Source organism: Blastococcus litoris (genome assembly GCF_003075095.1).
GTDB classification, from domain to species: Bacteria; Actinomycetota; Actinomycetes; order Mycobacteriales; family Geodermatophilaceae; genus Blastococcus_B; species Blastococcus_B litoris.
This window is the reverse complement of record NZ_QCZF01000006.1, coordinates 179,614-197,710: the sequence shown is the minus strand read 5'-3', so window position 1 is coordinate 197,710 and position 18,097 is coordinate 179,614. Positions and strand designations below refer to the sequence as shown.

Genomic DNA, 18,097 nt, shown 5'->3' with positions numbered 1-18,097 from the left:
GTGGCGGGTCCTGGCTCACCGTCCACCGTGAGCCAGGACCCGGAACGATCAGGTCTCCTGATCATCACGGGGCTCAGACCAGCAGCTGGGCGGCGGCCAGTTCCCGGTAGAGCGGGCTGCTGTCCACGAGCTCGTCGTGCGTGCCCCGCGCCACGACCCGGCCCTGGTCGAGCACCACGATCTGGTCGCTGTCGAGGACGGTGGACAGGCGGTGGGCCACCACCAGCAGCGCGCGGTCCGCGGCGGCCGCGGCCAGCGTCTGCCGCAGCAGGCCCTCGTTGCGGGCGTCGAGGCTGGCGGTCGGCTCGTCGAGCAGGAGCAGGTCCGGCCGGGCCAGCAGGGAGCGGGCGATGGCCAGCCGCTGCCGCTCGCCGCCGGAGAGCAGCACGCCGTCGTCCCCGACGAGCACGTCCAGGCCGCGCGGCGACCGCCGCACCACCTCGGTGAGGCCCACGTCGGCGAGCACCGCCCAGAGCTCGGGATCGGTCGCGTCCGGCCGGGTGAGGAGCAGGTTGTCCCGCACCGAGCCGGCCAGCACCGGCGCCTCCTGCTCGACGTACCCGAGCCGGGCCCGCAGCGCCGCGCGCGGCAGCTCGCGGACGTCGGTCCCCGCCCACCGGACCGCCCCGGACCCCACCGGGTAGAAGCCCTCGATCAGCGCCAGGACGGTCGACTTCCCCGCCCCCGACGGCCCCACCAGGGCGACCCGGCTGCCGGCGGGCACCTGGAGCGAGACCCCGCGCAGCACCGGGGTGCCGTCCGGATAGGCGAACGAGACGTCGTCGAGCTCCAGCAGCGGCGCACCGGCCCGCGCGGTGCCGACCGCGGGCCGCTCCGGGCGCTCGTCGTGCTCGGGCTCGAGGCCGAGGATCTCCTGGATCCGGGCGAGGGCGCCCAGGCCGGTCTGGATCTCGGTCCAGGCGTGCACGAACCGGCCCAGCGGCATGACCAGCAGGAACAGGTAGAGGATGAAGGCGACCAGGTCGGCGACCGCGATCGAGCCGGTCGCCACGCGGTACCCGCCCAGGCCGAGCACCGCCAGGAAGGCCCCCTGGACGGCGATGGAGCTGGCCGGGGACACCAGAGCCTGGAGCCGCGCCACCTGGACACCGGCGGCGTAGGCCCGGCCCGCCGTCTCGCCGATCGACGCCACCTCCCGCGTCGTCGCGCCGCTGGCCCGGATCGTCCGGACCGCCGAGAGCGCCCGCTCCAGCGCCGCGGTCATCGCCCCGACGGCCTCCTGCGCCTGGCGGGACAGCCGCCGGACGCCGCGGGAGACGCTGATCGCCACCGTCATCCCCGAGCCGACGGCGACCACGGTGACCAGCAGCAACCAGACGTCGACGAGCGCCATGGCGACGAGGGCGCCGACCGCGATCACCACGGAACCGGCGATCTCGATGACCCCCGAGGTGACCGTGGCGCGCAGCAGCGTGGTGTCGGCACCGACGCGCGACATGAGGTCGCCCGTGCGCCGGCGGTCGTACTCGACCACCGGCAGCCGCAGCAGCCGGTCGGTGAGCGTCCGGCGGGTGCCGAGGACGACGCCCTCGGCCGTGCGCTGCAGCACGAACTGCTGCGCCGCCCCGAGGAACGCCCCGGCGACGAGGACACCCACCAGGGCCGCGACACCGGGCAGCAGCGACCGGCCCGCGCCGACCGCCTCGATGACCCGCGCGACCAGCGCCGGCTGCGCCAGCGCCGCGACCGCGCCGACCAGGGAGAGGCCGGCCGCGAGGCCCAGCGCCCGGCGGTGCGGCCGCAGCAGCGGCAGCAGCTCGCGCACCCCGACACGCACCGGGCGAGCGGGAGCCGGCTCCGACGTGCCGGGCGCTGTCAGCGGACCGGCCCGGTCAGTAGCCGGCGGCGAGCGCGCCGACGATCGCCGTCAGCAGCCGGGCGTGGTGCTCGATGAGCTGCGGCCGGTGCCCGTCCGGCCGGACGGCGGCGACGTAGCCACCCGCCATCCCACCCCGACGGTCCTCGGCACGGGTCCAGAACTCGTCGCCGTCGTCGCTGCCCAGGAGCAGTCCCTGCACCGCCGGGTCCTGGACGAGGCGGCGCACCTGCGGACCGTCCTCGGCGACCAGCAGCTGCCAGCGGCTGTCGAACGCCTCGTTCCCGCTGGGCAGCGGGACCAGGCCGCCGGTGCGGTGCTTCCAGAGCCGCGCCGGTGACAGCCGCATGCCCGGGACGGCGCCGAGCAGGGGTGCGGCCGTGATCGCGTACTTGGCCACCCACTGCTTGCCCCAGGGGTAGACCACGTCGAAGGCGACCAGGTCCACCGCGCCCGCGCGGCCGCGCAGCACCGCGGCCGCCCGGGCCTCCTTGCCGGGGCGCACCGGTGATCCGGCCATCAGCTCGGTGAGGTCGGCGTCCTCGGGGCCGCTGCCGTCCGAGATCGTCCAGCCGTGCTGGAGCGCCCAGCTCTGCGCGCCGAGCTGGTCCCCCTCGTAGGTGAACGCCCGCGTCATCTCGGGGTCGCGCTGCCGCCGGCGGCCGCCGAAGAGGCCACCGGTCCGCTCGGGGGCCCCGGTGGCGGGCGGGGCGGCGGGCGGCGTGGCGGGCGGGGTCCACGACGGGTCGACCCCGGCTCCCCGGTCGGGCGTGGCCGCCGGCAGGTCCCAGCCCGGCGGCTGCCACGAGGCGCCCTCGGCGGTGTGGTCGCTGTCGCGCGGCTGCTTGCGGCGGTCGGCGAAGTTGGGCTGGTCGGCGGGCTCGTCGCCCGAGAGATGGGCCGGCTCCTGCCAGCCGCGACCCGCCTCGTCGTCGTCGAAGCCGTCACGGTCCCGCGGGGTGCTCATCGGTGCCCTTCCGTCGCCTGTCGTGGAGTCGTCTCAGCCGTACGTGTCGCGCGGCCCCCGTCCGCGCACGGAGCGCGGGCCCTTCTTCCAGCTCGGGGCCGTCGGTCCCACAACGCGCAAGCGGGTCACGACGTCCCCGCCGACCTGCGCGCGCAGCTTGCCGAGGATCGTCGGCGCCAGCAGCCGCAGCTGCGTCGCCCACGCCGTGGACTCCGCGACGACCAGCAGCTCGCCCTCGGTGAGGGTCTCGGGGCGGCAGTGCTCGGCGATGTCGGGGCCGACCAGTGCCGACCACCGGCCGAAGACCGCGCCGACCCGGGTGCGCTCCGACCAGTCCTGCTCGCTGACCAGCGAGTCCACCAGCTTGCCGAGCGGCTGGGGGTCGTCGGCTCCCGGTCCGGCACCCGTCCACTTCCGCCGGGGACCGGCGATCCGCCGGCGCGTGGGCTGCGGCCGCGCGGCCGACGCGGCCCGTGCGGCCTCGAGCGCGGCACGGGCGATGTCGCTGGGGCGGGCAGGCCGCTCCTCGCTCACGGCGCCCTCCCCTCGCCCGCCGGTACCGCGTCCTTGACCAGGACGGCGTACCCGCCACCCACCTCCACCCGCGCGCCGCGCAGCTCCTGCGGCACGTCCTCGAGCACGGCCGCGGTGATCAGCGTCTGCTCGGCGGAGGCCGCGACGGTGGCCAGGGCGGCCCGCCGTTCGGAGTCGAGGGTGGCGAAGACGTCGTCCAGGACCAGGATCGGGTCCTCGCCGTCGGCCCTCAAGAGGGCGAAGGTCGCGAGCTTCAGCGCCAGCGCCAGCGACCACGACTCCCCGTGGCTGGCGAACCCCTTGGCCGGCGCCGGCCCGAGGTGGATGACGAGGTCATCCCGGTGCGGGCCGACGAGCGTCATGCCGCGGTCGAGCTCGTCGCCCCGCCGCTCGGCGATCCGCTCGCGCATGGCAGCCGTCAGCTCGGCCGCGGACGGCACGGGGCCCTCCGGCGTCACCGCCGTCCCGTCGCCGGCCAGCGGCACGGTCGAGGTGTAGCCGAGCCCGGCCACCGCCGCTCCCTCGCCGGCGACCCCGGCGTAGGCCAGCGCCATGTGCGGGGCGAGGTCGGCGACCAGCTGCAGGCGGGCGGCCAGGAGCTGCCCGCCGAAGTCGGTCAGGTGGCCGTCCCAGACGTCGAGGGTCTCGATCGCCTTGCCGCGCGCGAGTCGCGCCGTCTTGAGCAGGGCGTTGCGCTGCTTGAGCACGCGGTCGTAGTCCGACCGGACGCCGGCCAGCCGGGGCGTGCGGGTGACCAGCAGCTCGTCGAGGAACCGGCGGCGCTCGGTCGGGTCGCCGCGGACCAGGCTCAGGTCCTCCGGCGCGAACAGCACGGTGCGCACGAGGCCGAGCAGCTCGCGCGGGCGGGGGAGCGGGGCGCGGTTGACCCGCACCCGGTTCGCGCGGCCCGGGTTGATCTCGATCTCGACCAGCAGCTCGCGGTCACCGCGCCGCAGCGCCGCGCGGACGACGGCCTGGGGGTCGCCGTGGCGGACCATCGGCGCATCGCTGGAGACCCGGTGGCTGCTCATCGTCGCGAGGTAGCCGACCGCCTCGACGAGGTTGGTCTTGCCCTCGCCGTTGCGGCCGACGAACACCGTCGGGCCGGGGCCGAGCGCGAGGTCCACGCGCTCCCAGCTGCGGAACGACCCGAGCTGCAGGTGCCGGACGTACACGGTCACCCTCCCCCGGGGCCGCAGTGGCCACGTCGGCCCTGCTGGTTCATGCGGGGCGCTCGGCCTCCTGGGCCTGGACGGCGTGGACCGCGTGACCACCGAACTGCTGGCGGAGGGCGGCGACGGCCTTCATGGTCGGCGAGTCCTCCTGCCGCGAGACGAAGCGGGCGAACAGCGACGCCGCGATCGTCGGCATGGGGACGGCGTTCTCGATGGCCTGCTCGACGGTCCACCGTCCTTCGCCGGAGTCCTCGGCGTACCCGGTGATGCGGTCCAGGCCCGGGTCCTCCTGCAGCGCGCGGACCAGCAGGTCCAGCAGCCACGAGCGGATCACGGTGCCCTGCGTCCAGGAGGCGATGACGCCCGGGACGTCCTCGATCAGGTCGACGGCGGCCAGCAGCTCGTAGCCCTCGCCGTAGGCCTGCATCATCGCGTACTCGATGCCGTTGTGGACCATCTTGCTGAAGTGGCCCGCCCCGACCGGACCGGCGTGCACGAAGCCCGCCCCCGGCATGGCCTGCCCCGACTCGTCCTCGGGCGACGGCGGCTTGAGGGCGTCGAAGATCGGCTGGGCCTTGGCGACGTCCTCCTTCGTGCCGCCGACCATGAGCGCGTAGCCGTTCTCGAGGCCCCACACGCCACCGGAGACGCCGGCGTCGATGTAGCCGATGCTCTTCTCGCGCAGCATGACGTCGTGCAGCTGGTCGTCGGTGTACTTGGAGTTGCCGCCCTCGATGACGACGTCACCCGGGCTGAGCAGCTCACCCAGCTGCTCGACGGTCGACCGGGTGGGCTCGCCCGCCGGGACCATCACCCACACCACGCGGGGAGCGGACAGGGCCTCGACCAGCTCGGGGAGGCTCTCCACGTCGCGCTTGCCCGGCGAGTGGTCGTACCCGACCACCTCGTGACCGGCGCGGCGCAGCCGCTCGGCCATGTTGCCGCCCATCTTGCCCAGTCCGATCAGCCCCAGCTGCACGACGGAAGTCCCCTCTTGTCGATCTCGGATCCAGTGCCCATCGTGCTGGCCGCGGGTTCGTACCGCGACACCGGGGCTCACCCCGGGAGGCGCACCGGCATGATCAGGTAGCGGTAGCTCCCCGTGCGCTCGGCCGGACGCGACTGCTGGTCGTCGTCGGCACCGGGGTCGTCGACCCCGGAGAGCACGGCCGGCTTGAGCGGGCTGGTGAAGTCCATGCGCGCCCGCTCGCTGTGCACGGCGGCCAGCCCGTCCAGCAGGAACGTCGGGTTGAAGCCGATGGTGAGGGGCTCGCCGTCGAACTCGACGTCGCAGCGCTCCTCGGCCTGCCCCTCCTCGTCCGTGCCCCCCGCGCGCAGGGTGACCTGGCCGGGCGTGAACTCGCAGCGCAGCGGGGTTCCCCGCTCGGCGACGAGGGCCACGCGCTTCGCGGCGTCGGTGAACAGGCCCACCGGGAGCGTGGCGTGGGAGTTCGACTCGTTCGGCATGATCGCGCGGTACTTCACGAACTCGGCGTCCAGCAGCCGGGTCGTGGTCTGCCGGTCCTTCCCGGACAGGCCGAGGATGCCCTCGCCGGAGCTCCCCGACGACAGCGAGAGCACGATCTCCGGCCCGCTCGTCAGCGTCTTGGCGGCGTCGGCGAGCGTGCGCGCCGGCACCAGGACCGCCGCGGACACCCCCGGGGTCTCCGGGCGCCAGGCGAACTCGCGCACGGCCAGCCGGTAGCGGTCGGTGGCGGCGAGGGTGATCAGGTCGTCCTCGATCTCCAGGCGGACACCGGTGAGCATGGGCAGCGTGTCGTCGCGACCGGCGGCCACGGCCACCTGACCGACCGCCTCGGCGAAGACGTCGCTGTCGACCAGCCCGGCCGACGACGGCATCGACGGGAGGGACGGGTAGTCCTCGACCGGCAGCGTCGGGAGGCTGAAGCGGGCGTTGCCGCAGGTGATCGAGAGCCGCGGGCCCTCGGCGGTGATGTCCACCTGGTGCGGGGGGAGCGCCCTGGTGATCTCGGCGAGCAACCGGCCGGGGACGAGGACGCGACCGGCCTCGGTGGCGTTCACGTCGACCTCGGCGCGGGCGGACACCTCGTAGTCGAAGCCGGAGACCGACAGCTGGTTGCCGTCGACCTCGAGCAGGATGCCGGCGAGAACGGGTACCGACGGACGCGGCGGCAGGCTGCGTGCCGTCCAGGCGACGGCGTCGGCGAGCACCTCACGTGCCACCCGGAACTTCATCTCTCGACCCACCCGATCTGTTCAGCGTCCACGGCGCACCGGTGCAGGAGCGCGGAGCTGCGCCGCCGGTGCGGTGCTCATCGTGCCTGTTGCTGTGCCTCCGGGGGAAACCCTGTCCCTCGATGAGTGCTCCTGAGCAGCGTCGGGCCCCTCGGGCCGCAGCTTCCCCACCCAGAGTGTGGTTCGAGAAATCTCCGAGATAACTCCCTCATCCTCGTCATCACTGGTGTGGAAGCTGGGGATCGAGGCCCTTCGTGCTGCTCAGGGCCGGAATGGGCCTGTTGGCCCGTTGTGGGTGGTGACCGCTCCACCTGTGTCGACACGTGGACATCTCGACGGTTGCCCACCGTCCCCCGGCGGCGTCCACCCTCTGTCCCCTGCCTCTCCCGGCGCGATCCCCAGGTCGTGCCCAGGGGGTGCGCCGGCGGAGACGGTCGTGGACGGCACGTGGATCCAGCCGGCGCACATAAGCCCAGGTCAGCGAGGTGTCAAGGGGTTGTGTGGATGCCCGGTGATGGGCTAGGGGTGGGCGCCGGAAGTCACCGGTGGTGACGTCACGGGCACGAGATCTCCCCAACCTGTGCACATGTCTGGGGACAACTTCTCGACGAGTAGACGACGGTCACCGGCCGGATACCGGCTGCTACCGCCTTCGATGGCGGCATCTCCGGTGTCGACTTCTGTCCACCGCTGTGGACAAACCCTGGGATAGGGGTTGAGGGATGACTTGGGGTAGCCGGCGGATGACCGACGAGCGAGGGTTGGGCACGGCACTGGTCGCGCCGAGTGGGGCCCGGAGGGTCCCGCGCAGTCGAAGGACCCCGTCCCTCTCACCCCTCGCAGGCTCGGGGCGAGCCTCCGGACGGGGCCACGGTCGTCGTCGACCTACTGCCGGGCGCGGCTCTTGATGCGGGCGGTGAGCTCGGTGACCTGCGTGTAGGTGGCGCGGCGCTCGCTCATCAGGTTGGTGATCTTCTTGACCGCGTGCATGACCGTGGTGTGGTCCTTGCCGCCGAAGGACGCACCGATCCGAGGCAGCGACAGCTCGGTCAGCTCGCGGCACAGGTACATCGCGATCTGGCGGGCGTTGACCAGCGTCCGGCTGCGGTTGGAGCCCTGCAGCTCCTCCATCGTCACGGAGAAGTACTCCGCGGTGGCGGCCATGATGATCGCGGCGGTGATCTGCGGGCCCTGCTCGTCGCTGATCAGGTCCTTGAGCACCAGTTCGGCCAGGGGCAGGTCGACCTGCTGCTTGTTGAGCGACGCGAACGCGGTGACGCGGATGAGCGCCCCCTCGAGCTCGCGGATGTTGGTCTGCACCTTGCTGGCGATGAACTCCAGCACCGCGTCGGGCACCTGCAGCCGCTCGCCCCACGCCTTCTTGCGCAGGATCGCGATGCGGGTCTCCAGGTCCGGCGCCTGGACGTCGGTGATCAGGCCCCACTCGAACCGCGTGCGCAGCCGGTCCTCGAGCGTCGTCAGCTTCTTCGGCGCCCGGTCGGAGGTGATGACGATCTGCTTGCTGGCGTTGTGCAGCGTGTTGAACGTGTGGAAGAACTCCTCCTGCGTCCGCTCGGCGCGCTCCAGGAACTGGATGTCGTCGATGAGCAGGAAGTCGATGTCCCGGTAGCGCCGGCGGAAGTCCTCGGCCCGGCCGGAGTGGACCAGGTTGATGAACTCGTTCGTGAACTCCTCGGTGCTGACGTAACGCACCTTGACGTTCGGGAACATCCGCGCCGCGTAGTGGCCGATCGCGTGCAGCAGGTGCGTCTTGCCGAGCCCGGACTCCCCGTAGATGAAGAGCGGGTTGTAGGCGCGGGCCGGGGCCTCGGCCACCGCGACCGCCGCGGCGTGGGCGAACCGGTTGCTGTTGCCGATGACGAAACTGTCGAAGACGTACTTGGGGTTCAGACCCGGGTCCAGCCCGGCCGGGCGGCCGGACTCGGGACGGCGCCCGCGGCCTCCCCCGCCGGCGGCACGACCGCGCTGGTCGGTGTCGGCCGGTGCGTCGAGGTCGAAGGGGAGGACGTCGGCCGGGCCGCCGTCGTCCGAGCCGCCCCAGTCACGGCCGGTGGGCTCGGCGCCCCAGGTCGTGGTGGCCCAGTCCTCCGGGGCCCCGCGGTCGACCGGCGCACGGTCGGCCGGGCGCAGCTCCCGGACCTCGGAGTCGGCGCGGGCCGGCTCGTCGGCGGAGTCCCGGTCCCACGGTGCGGAGCCGACGGCGTCGGCGCGGACACCGAAGGCGCTGCGGCCGTCGTCGGCTCGGTCGCGGCTGGCCCGGTCCTCCTCGGCGCGCTGTGCCTCGGCGGCCGACCACGGTCGGCGGGTGGGCTCGTCGTCCTGGATCTCGGTCTGCGGGCCGGCGGGCGCGTCCTCGAGCTGGACGGCGACGCGGATGTCGCGGCCGAACTGCTCGGACAGCGCCTCGGCGAGGACCCGGCGCATCCGGGACTCGAGCACGGTCTGGGTGAACTCGTTGGGCGCCGCGAGCACTGCGGTGTCCTCGACCAGCATCAGCGGACGGGTGAGGTTCAGCATCGCGTTCTGCTGAGGGGACAGGCTCGTCGCCAGCCGCTCGCGGATCTGGTCCCAGACGGTCGCCAGGTCCAGCGTGGCATCGGCCATGCCGTTTCTTCCTCCCCGATCGGTGTCGACCCCGGTCCCTCGTCCGGTTCCCCGGCGTCCCCGGCACCGGTGGACGGTCCAGGAGGACCACCCGTTGTGGATGCACGGACGCACTGGGTCCACACCGGTGTCCACAGGCTGTGCACGGCCGGCGAGCGAGGCTGCCGGGGCCGGGCGCGGGTCCGGCACCGATGGGCATCGCTGCTGGTCGGAGGCCAGTGGAGGCGGGAGGACGGACGGTTCGACGGTCGGTTGACCGAGGGGGTCGGCCCGCGCGCCGTGACCATGACGTCCGACGCGGAGCGACGGCGACGCTAACAGCCTCATCCACAGCCCGGCAACGCTCCTGCGACGCGCCCGGGCGCGTCGGCTCCGGCGTGCCGCCGCGCTCCGGCACCGCGCCGGGGGGACCATGCGGAGTCGCGATCCGCCCGGTTCCCGGCAGCGGCGTTTCCTCGGCTATGCTGGCGGGAGTCTGTGGACGGTTCCGGCCGCCCTCGCTGCCCGTGCGGTGCCCCCGCGCAGGTGGAGAACGCCGGTGAACCGCTCCGCAGTGACCAGCTTCCGGGGTCGGCAGGGGCGCGGCACATCGCCGTCCGTCCCGGTCGCCCCGCGCGCGCCCGCCCACCGGTGGGTGCGCACCGCCGATGTCGTGTAGTGGGAGTACCTCGTGAGCAAGCGCACGTTCCAGCCGAACAACCGCCGACGGTCGAAGACCCACGGCTTCCGGCTGCGGATGCGTACCCGCGCGGGCCGGGCGATCCTCGCCGGCCGTCGGCGCAAGGGTCGCGAGAAGCTCTCCGCCTGACGTGCTGCCCGCGCAGGCACGCCTGCGCCGGCGTCCGGAGTTCACCGCGGTCGTACGGACCGGCAGGCGCGCCGGGCGGCCGACCATGGTGCTCCACTACCTCCCCGAACGGCCCGAGCAGTCGGGTGGCGACGTCACGTCCCCACCCACCGCCCGGGCCGGTTTCGTGGTCGGGAAGACGGTGGGCAACTCGGTGGTCCGCCACCGCGTGACCCGCCGCCTGCGCGCGGTCGTGCGCGAGGAGCTGCACCGGCTCCCGCCGACCGCCGACCTCGTCGTCCGGGCCCGGCCCGAGGCGGGTGCGGCCACCTCCGGGCTGCTGCGCCGCGACCTGGAGTCCGGCCTGGACCGCCTGCTCGGCGACCGGGTCCGGCAGCCATGATCGGGCGCGCGCTCCTGGCCGGCATCCGCTTCTACTCCCGGGCGATCAGCCCGGCGCTCCCGCCCCGGTGCCGCTTCTATCCCACCTGCAGCGCCTACGCGGCCGAGGCGATCGGCCGGCACGGCGCGGCGCGCGGCAGCTGGCTGGCGCTGCGACGGCTGGTGAAGTGCGCGCCGTGGCACCCGGGTGGCGTCGACCTCGTCCCGGACGCCGTCCGTGGAACCGGGGGGCCCGCCCGCTCGTCGGGCACTGCAGCGCCGCAGACACCGCACCACCGAGCCGACCCGCCGGCCCACCGCCGGGCGAACGAGGAGTCCTCCGTTGCTTGACTGGCTGTACACCGCCATCTCCTGGGTCATGGCGCGGTGGCACTCGCTGTGGAACTGGCTGTTCGGCGACCCGTCCCCCGAGAGCGGGCTGGGCGGGCTGGCCTGGGTGCTGGCGATCGTCTTCCTCGTCGTGACGATCCGCCTCATCCTCTTCCCGCTGTTCGTGAAGCAGATCAAGTCGCAGCGGGCCATGCAGGAACTCCAGCCGGAGATGGCCAAGCTGCGCAAGCAGTACGGCAGCGACCGCCAGGGTCTGAGCCAGGCGATGATGGCGCTGCAGAAGGAGCGCGGGGTCAACCCGCTGGCCGGCTGCCTGCCGATCCTGCCGCAGATCCCGGTCTTCCTGTCGCTGTTCCACGTCCTGCGCCGGCTGCAGCCGGGTGCCGAAGGTCTCTACAGCTGGTCGAACGAGCTCACCGACGAGGCCGCCCGCGCGAAGCTCTTCGGCGCCCCGATCTCCGCGTCGTTCAACATGACCGGCGAGAAGGAAGCGGCGATCCTCGCGATCCCCGGGGTCACGTACACGAACATCCGCATCGTCGCGTTCGTGCTCATCGTGATCATGTGCTTCACGACGTTCTTCACGCAGAAGCAGATCATGAAGCGCTCCGGCCCGGTCGAGGGCCAGGCCGCGATGGTGCAGAAGATCCTGCTCTACGTCATGCCGGCCGGTCTGTTCGTCTCCGGCTTCCTCTTCCCCATCGGCGTCCTCCTCTACTGGTTCACCAACAACCTGTGGACGCTCGGCCAGCAGTTCTTCATCCTGCGCAAGATGCCGCCGCCCGGCTCCGACGCAGCGAAGGCCAAGGCGGCGGCGGACAAGCCCGTCATCGACCCGAAGACGCTGGCCCCGAAGCCCGGCGCGAAGCCGGTCCGCCCCAAGGCCGGCCGCCCCGTGACCCCGCCCGCTGCAGACACCGCGCCGGCCGCCGACACCGCTCAGGCCGGCGACGGCGCCCCGCCGACGGACGACGGGTCGGCCAACGGTCGTCCGCCCGGCAAGGCCGGCGGAGCCACGCGGGCCGGCCAGGCGCCGCCGAACCGGGGGAAGCGCAAGCGCCGCTGAGCGCCTGCCGCCCCCGACGCCCCACAGACCACCGGGTCCGCCCGGAACGCCTGCACCGACCTGGGAGGAACCCCCGTGAGTGCCCCGCAGCAGCCCACCGACACCGCCACGGACAGCGAGACCAGCACGGCGCCCGGCACCGTCCTCACCCCGGCCGCGAGCGGCGTCGGTGATCCCGACCTCGCCACGGACGACGCCCTCGGTGCCGACGCGGTCGTGGAGGACGCCGACACGGACGAGGCGGACGAGGCGGATGAGGACGACGACGCCGGGGACGACCTGCTCGTCCGCGAGGGCGACGTGGCCGGCGACTACCTCGAGCGCCTGCTCGACATCCTGGACAAGGACGGCGACATCGACCTCGACGTGGAGGGCGACCGTGCGTCGGTGGCCATCGTCGGCGGGAAGCTGACCGATCTGATCGGCCCCGATGGCGCCACCCTCGAGGCGCTGCAGGAGCTGACCCGCCTCGCGGTGGCGCAGTCCACCGGGGTGCGCAGCCGTCTCATGCTCGACATCGGCGAGTTCCGCGCCCGCCGCCGGGCGGACCTCACCGCCCTGGCCGGCGACACCGCCCGCCGGGTGGCGTCCAGCGGCCAGCCCGAGCGGCTGTCGCCGATGAACCCGTTCGAGCGCAAGGTCGTCCACGACGTCATCGCCTCGGTGTCGGGCGTGCACAGCGAGTCCGAGGGCGAGGAGCCGAACCGCCGCGTCGTGGTCCTGCCCGACAAGTGACGGCTCAGGGCGGCCCCGCCGGGGAGAGTGCACCGCCCGCGCCGGCGTCCGCGGCGCGGGTCTTCGGTGACGCGTTGCCGCTCGCGGAGCGCTACGTCGGTCAGCTCGCGTCGGACGGGGTCGTGCGCGGCCTGATCGGCCCGCGCGAGGTGTCCCGCCTCTGGGAGCGGCACGTCCTCAACAGCGCGGCCGTGGCCGAGGCGGTGCCGGACGGCGCCCGGGTCGTGGACGTGGGCAGCGGTGCCGGCCTGCCCGGGATCCCGCTGGGTCTGGCCCGGCCGGACGTCGTCCTCACGCTCGTCGAGCCGATGGCGCGGCGGGTGGAGTTCCTCGACCAGGCGGTCGCCGCGCTCGGTGCCCCGACGGGCCGCACGTGGCGGGTCGTCCGGGGTCGGGCGGAGGAGCGGTCCGTCGTCACGGCGGTCGGACCCGTCGACGTGGTCACCGCTCGCGCCGTCGCCCCGCTCCCCCGGCTGGTCGGCTGGTGCCGGGGGCTGATGCGGCCCGGGACGCAGCTGGTCGCCCTCGTGGGCGCCCGGGCGCTGGCCGAGCTCCCGGCGATGCTGCCCGAACTGACCGCGGCCGGGATGCGTGACGTGCATCCGCGGGCCGTCGGTGCCGAGCTGGGGGACGCTGCCACTACCGTGGTGGTCATGACGCGCGGGGCACGGTGAGCCTGCACATCGCTGTTCCACGTGGAACAGGTGCAGTTGCGACCCGTTCCACGTGAAACGGGGGCGCAGATGACCGTGCCGCCCCGACGCAGGCGAACCAGGAAGGACCCGCGATGACCGACCCCGGTGAGCGGCTGCGCAGCAGCCTCGCCGCCGACCAGGCGTCCGCTCCTTCCTCCGCCGGGATGGCGGACTTCGACAGCCCCATCGCGATGGAGGCGCTGCGCGCCACCCGCGTGCTGCACGCGGCCGACCAGGATCCCTTCCCGGCGCCCAGTCGCATCCGGGTCATCACGATCGCCAACCAGAAGGGCGGCGTCGGCAAGACCACGTCGACGGTGAACCTGGGGGTGGCCCTCGCGCTCTACGGGCTGCGCACGCTGGTCATCGACCTCGACCCGCAGGGCAACGCCAGCACCGCCCTCGGGGTGGAGCACACGGTGGGGACGCCCTCGGTGTACGACGCCCTGGTCGGCGACAGCTCGCTGGCCGAGGTCGTCCACCCGACGACGGCGAGCCCCAAGCTGCTGTGCGTCCCGGCGACCATCGACCTGGCCGGCGCGGAGATCGAGCTGGTGTCCGTGGTCGCCCGCGAGCACCGGCTCCGGCGCGCGATCGAGGCCTACGTGCACGAGCTCCCGCCCGAGCAGCGGCCCCACTACGTGCTCATCGACTGCCCGCCGTCGCTGGGCCTGCTCACGCTGAACGCGCTGGTCGCCGGCGACGAGGTCCTCATCCCGATCCAGTGCGAGTACTACGCGCTGGAAGGGCTGGGCCAGCTGCTCAACAACATCGACCTGGTGCGCCAGCACCTCAACCCGGGGATCTCCGTCCGGACGATCCTGCTCACGATGTACGACGGTCGGACCAAGCTCGCCGACCAGGTGGCGGACGAGGTGCGCAACCACTTCGGCGACCTCGTCCTGCCGGCGGTCATCCCCCGCAACGTGCGCGTCTCCGAGGCGCCGGGCTACGGGCAGTCGGTCCTCACCTACGACCCGGGGTCGCGCGGCTCCACCAGTTACGTCGAGGCGGCCCGCCAGCTCGCCGAGCGCGGCGTGGACCTCCCGCCGCTCGAGCGCACGGGCATGGCCGGCGTCAGCCCCGCTCCTCCGGTCGCCGCACAGCACGCAGTCAGCACGCAGGAGAGCCAGTGAGCAGCCCACGGGTGAGCGGAGAGCGGTCATGACGAAGCGCGGCGGCCTGGGCCGGGGCCTGGCGGCCCTCATCCCCACGAGTGCTCCTCCCGAGCACACCGCGGCGGCGGCCGCCGCTCCCGCCCCGCCGGCTCCCGCCGCGGAGACACCGGCGGTCAGCCTCGTCCCCGACCCGGCACCGCCGGCCGAGGGCACGGCGCCCTCGCCGGTGCAGCCGGTGGACGACGCTGCCGGCGCCGTCGGTGTGCCGGGCGCGCAGCTGCGCGAGGTCGAGGTCACCTCCGTCGTCCCCAACCCGAAGCAGCCGCGGCAGGTCTTCGACGACGAGGCGCTGGAGGAGCTCACCCACAGCGTCAAGGAGTTCGGTCTCCTGCAGCCGATCGTCGTCCGCGAGAACGGGGACGGCGCCTACGAGCTCATCATGGGTGAGCGCCGGCTGCGGGCCGCCCGCGCCGCCGGGCTGGACACCGTCCCGGCCATCGTGCGGGACACCACCGACGACGCGATGCTCCGCGACGCCCTCCTGGAGAACATCCACCGGGTGCAGCTCAACCCCCTCGAGGAGGCCGCCGCCTACCAGCAGCTGCTCGAGGAGTTCGGTGCCACGCACGAGGAGCTCGCGGGCCGGATCGGGCGCAGCCGCTCGCAGGTCACCAACACCATCCGGCTGATGAAGCTCCCGGTGAAGGTCCAGACCCGTGTCGCGGCCGGCGTCATCTCGGCCGGCCACGCCCGTGCGCTGCTCGGCCTGCCCGACCCCGAGGCGCAGGACGCCCTCGCCACCCGCATCGTCGCCGAGGGCATGTCGGTGCGCGCCACCGAGGAGGCGGTCGCCCTGGCCGCCGCGGAGCGGCCGACCGCCAAGCGGCGGACGCGGAACATCTCCGCCCCGGGGGTCGAGGAGCTCGGCTCCCGCCTGTCGGACCGGTTCGAGACCAAGGTCAAGATCCAGATCGGCCGGTCCAAGGGGAAGATCGTCGTCGAGTTCGGATCGGTCGACGACCTCCAGCGGATCATCGGCGTCATGGCCCCGGAGATCACCGGACGGCGCCCCGAGGCCTGATCCGCCACACGTACGGAGAAAGGCGGGGAAACGTCACTGACGTTTCCCGGCCTTTCTCGTCGGCCGGCCTCCGGTCGTTAGCGGGCCATCGCCGCGCGGCGCGCGAGCAGACCGGCGAGGACCTCGCCCAGCTCGTGGCCGGCCGCCTCGACCGACATCGGGAACATGGACGTCTCGGTCATCCCCGGCGAGACGTTCACCTCGAGGAAGTGGACGTCGCCGTCCGGGGAGACGATCGCGTCGGTGCGGGACAGATCGGCCAGCCCGAGCACCTCGTGCACGCGGACGGCCAGCGCGGCGGCGCGGGCGGCGACGTCGCCGGACACCCGGGCCGGCGCGTGGTACTCGGTCAGCCCGGGTGTGTACCGGGCGGTGTAGTCGAAGACGCCCGACGCCGGGGCGATCTCCACCGCCGGCAGCGCCTGCGGCCCCTCCCCCAGGTCGATCACCGAGATCGCCAGTTCGGTGCCCTCGACGAAGCGCTCCACCATGACGGTGTCGCCGTACGCGAAGCAGCTGACCATCGCGGCCGGCAGCTCCTCGACGTTGCTCACCTTCTGCACGCCGAGCGCGGAGCCGCCGGAGGCGGGCTTGACGATCAGGGGCAGGCCGAGGCGGGCGACCATCAGGTCGAGGACGGCGCCGGCGCCGAGCTCGCGGAACGTGCTGTGCGGCAGGGCCACCCAGTCGGGCGTCGTGGCACCGGCGGCCCGGACGACGGACTTCGCGGCCGGCTTGTCCCATGCCAGCCGGCAGGCGGCGGCGGGCGAGCCGACGTAGGGCACGCCCGCGAGGTCGAGCACCGCCCGCAGGGCGCCGTCCTCGCCGGTCGCGCCGTGCAGCGCGATGAACACGGCGTCCGCCGGCGAGGCGGCCAGCCCGGGCAGCAGGTCGGCGTCGGCGTCGCGGATCTCCGCGTCCACGCCGGCGCGGGCCAGCTCCTCCCACACCTGCGTCCCCGACGAGAGGCTGACCTCGCGCTCGAAGGTCAGGCCGCCGCTGAGGACGACGGCGCGCAGCCCGACGGCGGCGTCCCGTGCCGGCGAGGGGGCCGTCGACCGGTCTGCTGAGGGATGGGTCATGCCCGTCCGTCCTCGTAGGTGTCGCTGTTGGCGGGTCCGACGATCGTGCCCGACCCGGTGAACGGCGCCTCGGCGCCGGGCCGGACGGCGCGGAAGGTGCCGGTGTCGACCGTGTCGAAGGTGGAGTGCAGGTCCAGCTCGGCCTCGATGACCCGGGCCAGGCGCCGCACCCCCTCCCGGATGGCGTCCGGCTCCGGGTAGCAGTAGGACAGCCGCATGTACTCGCGACCGCTGCCGTCGGCGTAGAAGCCGATGCCCGGGACGTAGGCCACCAGGGCGTTCACGGCGCGCGGCTGCATGAGCTTGGCGTCCAGGCCGTGCGGGAGCTTGAGCCACACGTAGAAGCCGCCGTCGGGGCGGGTCCAGGTCGTGCCGGCCGGCATCATCGCGTCCAGCGACTCCAGCGTGGCATCCCGGCGCTCCCGGTACAGCTCGGTGAACAGCTTGATCTGCTCGCGCCACGGCTGGGTGTCCAGGTAGCGGGCGACGGCGTACTGGGTGAGCGACGGCGGGCAGAGCACCTGCGCCTCCGTGGCCAGGACGAGCTTCTCGCGGACGGCGAGCGGCGCGAGCACCCAGCCGACCCGCAGCCCCGGCGAGAAGGTCTTGGAGAACGAGCCGAGGTAGATGACCCGCTGGGAGTCACGCGCCCGCAGGGCCCGCATCGGCTCGTGGTCGAAGCCGAGCAGGCCGTAGGGGTTGTCCTCCACGATCAGCAGGTCGTACCGCTCGGCGATGGCCATGACCGCCTCGCGGCGGGGCTCGGTGAGCGTCACGCCGGCCGGGTTGTGGAAGTTCGGCACGGTGTACAGGAACTTCACCCGGTCGCCGGCCGCCCGGCACTCGGCCAGCGCCTGCTCGAGCGCCTCGGGGATCAGCCCGTCGTCGTCCATGGCGACGTGCCGGACCCGGGCCTGGGCGGACTGGAAGACGCCCAGGGCGCCCACGTAGGAGGGCGCCTCGGCGAGGATGACGTCACCGGGGTCGACGAAGACGCGGGTGACCAGGTCCAGGCCCTGCTGCGAGCCGACCGTGACCACGACCTCGCTCGGCGAGGCGTCGGAGATCCCCTCGAGGGCCATGACGTCGCAGATCCGCTCGCGCAGGCGCGGATCGCCCTGCCCGGAGCCGTACTGCAGCGTCTGGGCGCCCATCCCGGACACCAGGTCGCCGATCATGGAGCCGACGGCGTCGAGGGGCAGCGCGGTGACCGCGGGCATGCCCCCGGCCAGGGAGACCACCTCGGGCCGGCTCACCACGGAGAAGAGCGCCCGGATCTCCGAGGTCTTCATGCCGTGCGTGCGTGCTGCGTACCTGTCCGCCAGCGGGTCAAGCCGCGGATGCCGCGGCACGACGTGGGGATGCGCACCGTGCGTCAGGTGCGTCCCCTGCTGACCGGGACCGGCGGGTGAGCCGGGCGGGGTGGTGGGCACCTTCACGAGTGTA

Annotated in this window: 17 protein-coding genes; 8 read left to right on the top strand and 9 right to left on the bottom strand. The window is 73.6% G+C overall.

The features are described from left to right. Positions 1-73: 73 nt before the first annotated feature. The 7 genes from DCS98_RS14505 to dnaA form a co-directional block, all read right to left on the bottom strand. Positions 74-1,786: an ABC transporter ATP-binding protein gene (locus tag DCS98_RS14505; RefSeq protein ID WP_116452073.1), complete on the bottom strand. Its 1,713-nt coding sequence runs from the start codon at positions 1,784-1,786 to the stop codon at positions 74-76. 67 nt (positions 1,787-1,853) lie between these two features. After that, positions 1,854-2,804, bottom strand: a complete 951-nt coding sequence (locus tag DCS98_RS14500; RefSeq protein WP_116452072.1) for a hypothetical protein — start codon at positions 2,802-2,804, stop codon at positions 1,854-1,856. Positions 2,805-2,837: 33 nt separating this feature from the next. Further along, positions 2,838-3,338 carry a DciA family protein gene (locus tag DCS98_RS14495; protein ID WP_116452071.1) on the bottom strand — a complete coding sequence of 167 codons (501 nt, stop codon included), beginning with the start codon at positions 3,336-3,338 and terminating at the stop codon, positions 2,838-2,840. Then, entirely contained in the window at positions 3,335-4,513 is a 1,179-nt protein-coding gene (gene recF / locus DCS98_RS14490) for a DNA replication/repair protein RecF (protein WP_116452269.1), read from the bottom strand. The genes DCS98_RS14495 and recF overlap by 4 nt, the downstream gene beginning before the upstream one ends. 46 nt (positions 4,514-4,559) lie before the next feature. Continuing rightward, on the bottom strand, positions 4,560-5,573 hold the full coding sequence (gnd, locus tag DCS98_RS14485) for a phosphogluconate dehydrogenase (NAD(+)-dependent, decarboxylating) (protein WP_277394617.1): 1,014 nt from the start codon (positions 5,571-5,573) through the stop codon (positions 4,560-4,562). Beyond that, entirely contained in the window at positions 5,570-6,718 is a 1,149-nt protein-coding gene (dnaN, locus tag DCS98_RS14480) for a DNA polymerase III subunit beta (RefSeq protein WP_241038018.1), read from the bottom strand. Before dnaN ends, gnd begins: the two co-directional genes overlap by 4 nt. Positions 6,719-7,615: 897 nt before the next feature. After that, positions 7,616-9,355, bottom strand: coding sequence for a chromosomal replication initiator protein DnaA (gene dnaA / locus DCS98_RS14475; protein ID WP_123059666.1), 1,740 nt, complete (start codon positions 9,353-9,355; stop codon positions 7,616-7,618). 670 nt (positions 9,356-10,025) lie between these two features. Here dnaA and rpmH point away from each other — a divergent pair. The 8 genes from rpmH (at position 10,026) to DCS98_RS14435 (ending at position 15,569) form a co-directional block, all read left to right on the top strand. Then, the gene (gene rpmH, locus DCS98_RS14470) at positions 10,026-10,163 is read left to right on the top strand and encodes a 50S ribosomal protein L34 (protein ID WP_040338882.1); all 138 of its coding nucleotides are present in this window, start codon (positions 10,026-10,028) and stop codon (positions 10,161-10,163) included. 1 nt (position 10,164) lies between these two features. Then, the gene (gene rnpA / locus DCS98_RS14465) at positions 10,165-10,545 is read left to right on the top strand and encodes a ribonuclease P protein component (protein WP_116452069.1); all 381 of its coding nucleotides are present in this window, start codon (positions 10,165-10,167) and stop codon (positions 10,543-10,545) included. Then, positions 10,542-10,874, top strand: a complete 333-nt coding sequence (gene yidD / locus DCS98_RS24130; protein WP_116452068.1) for a membrane protein insertion efficiency factor YidD — start codon at positions 10,542-10,544, stop codon at positions 10,872-10,874. The genes rnpA and yidD overlap by 4 nt, the downstream gene beginning before the upstream one ends. Continuing rightward, positions 10,867-11,940, top strand: coding sequence for a membrane protein insertase YidC (yidC, locus tag DCS98_RS14455; RefSeq protein WP_116452067.1), 1,074 nt, complete (start codon positions 10,867-10,869; stop codon positions 11,938-11,940). Before yidD ends, yidC begins: the two co-directional genes overlap by 8 nt. A 75-nt stretch (positions 11,941-12,015) precedes the next feature. Next, positions 12,016-12,675: a Jag family protein gene (locus tag DCS98_RS14450; protein WP_116452066.1), complete on the top strand. Its 660-nt coding sequence runs from the start codon at positions 12,016-12,018 to the stop codon at positions 12,673-12,675. Between the two features lie 74 nt (positions 12,676-12,749). Continuing rightward, a complete protein-coding gene (rsmG, locus tag DCS98_RS14445; RefSeq protein ID WP_241038016.1) occupies positions 12,750-13,349 on the top strand; it encodes a 16S rRNA (guanine(527)-N(7))-methyltransferase RsmG in 600 nt (199 codons plus the stop codon). 113 nt (positions 13,350-13,462) lie between these two features. Then, entirely contained in the window at positions 13,463-14,506 is a 1,044-nt protein-coding gene (locus DCS98_RS14440) for an AAA family ATPase (protein ID WP_116452064.1), read from the top strand. A 28-nt stretch (positions 14,507-14,534) separates the two neighbouring features. Continuing rightward, complete coding sequence (locus DCS98_RS14435) at positions 14,535-15,569, top strand: ParB/RepB/Spo0J family partition protein (RefSeq protein ID WP_116452063.1); 1,035 nt, start codon at positions 14,535-14,537, stop codon at positions 15,567-15,569. A gap of 77 nt (positions 15,570-15,646) precedes the next feature. On the opposite strand, the gene DCS98_RS14430 is transcribed toward DCS98_RS14435, so the two are convergent. Together DCS98_RS14430 and DCS98_RS14425 are read right to left on the bottom strand one after the other, a co-directional pair. Continuing rightward, a complete protein-coding gene (locus DCS98_RS14430) occupies positions 15,647-16,651 on the bottom strand; it encodes a D-alanine--D-alanine ligase family protein (RefSeq protein ID WP_116452062.1) in 1,005 nt (334 codons plus the stop codon). Beyond that, complete coding sequence (locus DCS98_RS14425) at positions 16,648-17,943, bottom strand: aminotransferase-like domain-containing protein (RefSeq protein WP_241038014.1); 1,296 nt, start codon at positions 17,941-17,943, stop codon at positions 16,648-16,650. Before DCS98_RS14425 ends, DCS98_RS14430 begins: the two co-directional genes overlap by 4 nt. Positions 17,944-18,097 lie beyond the last annotated feature (154 nt).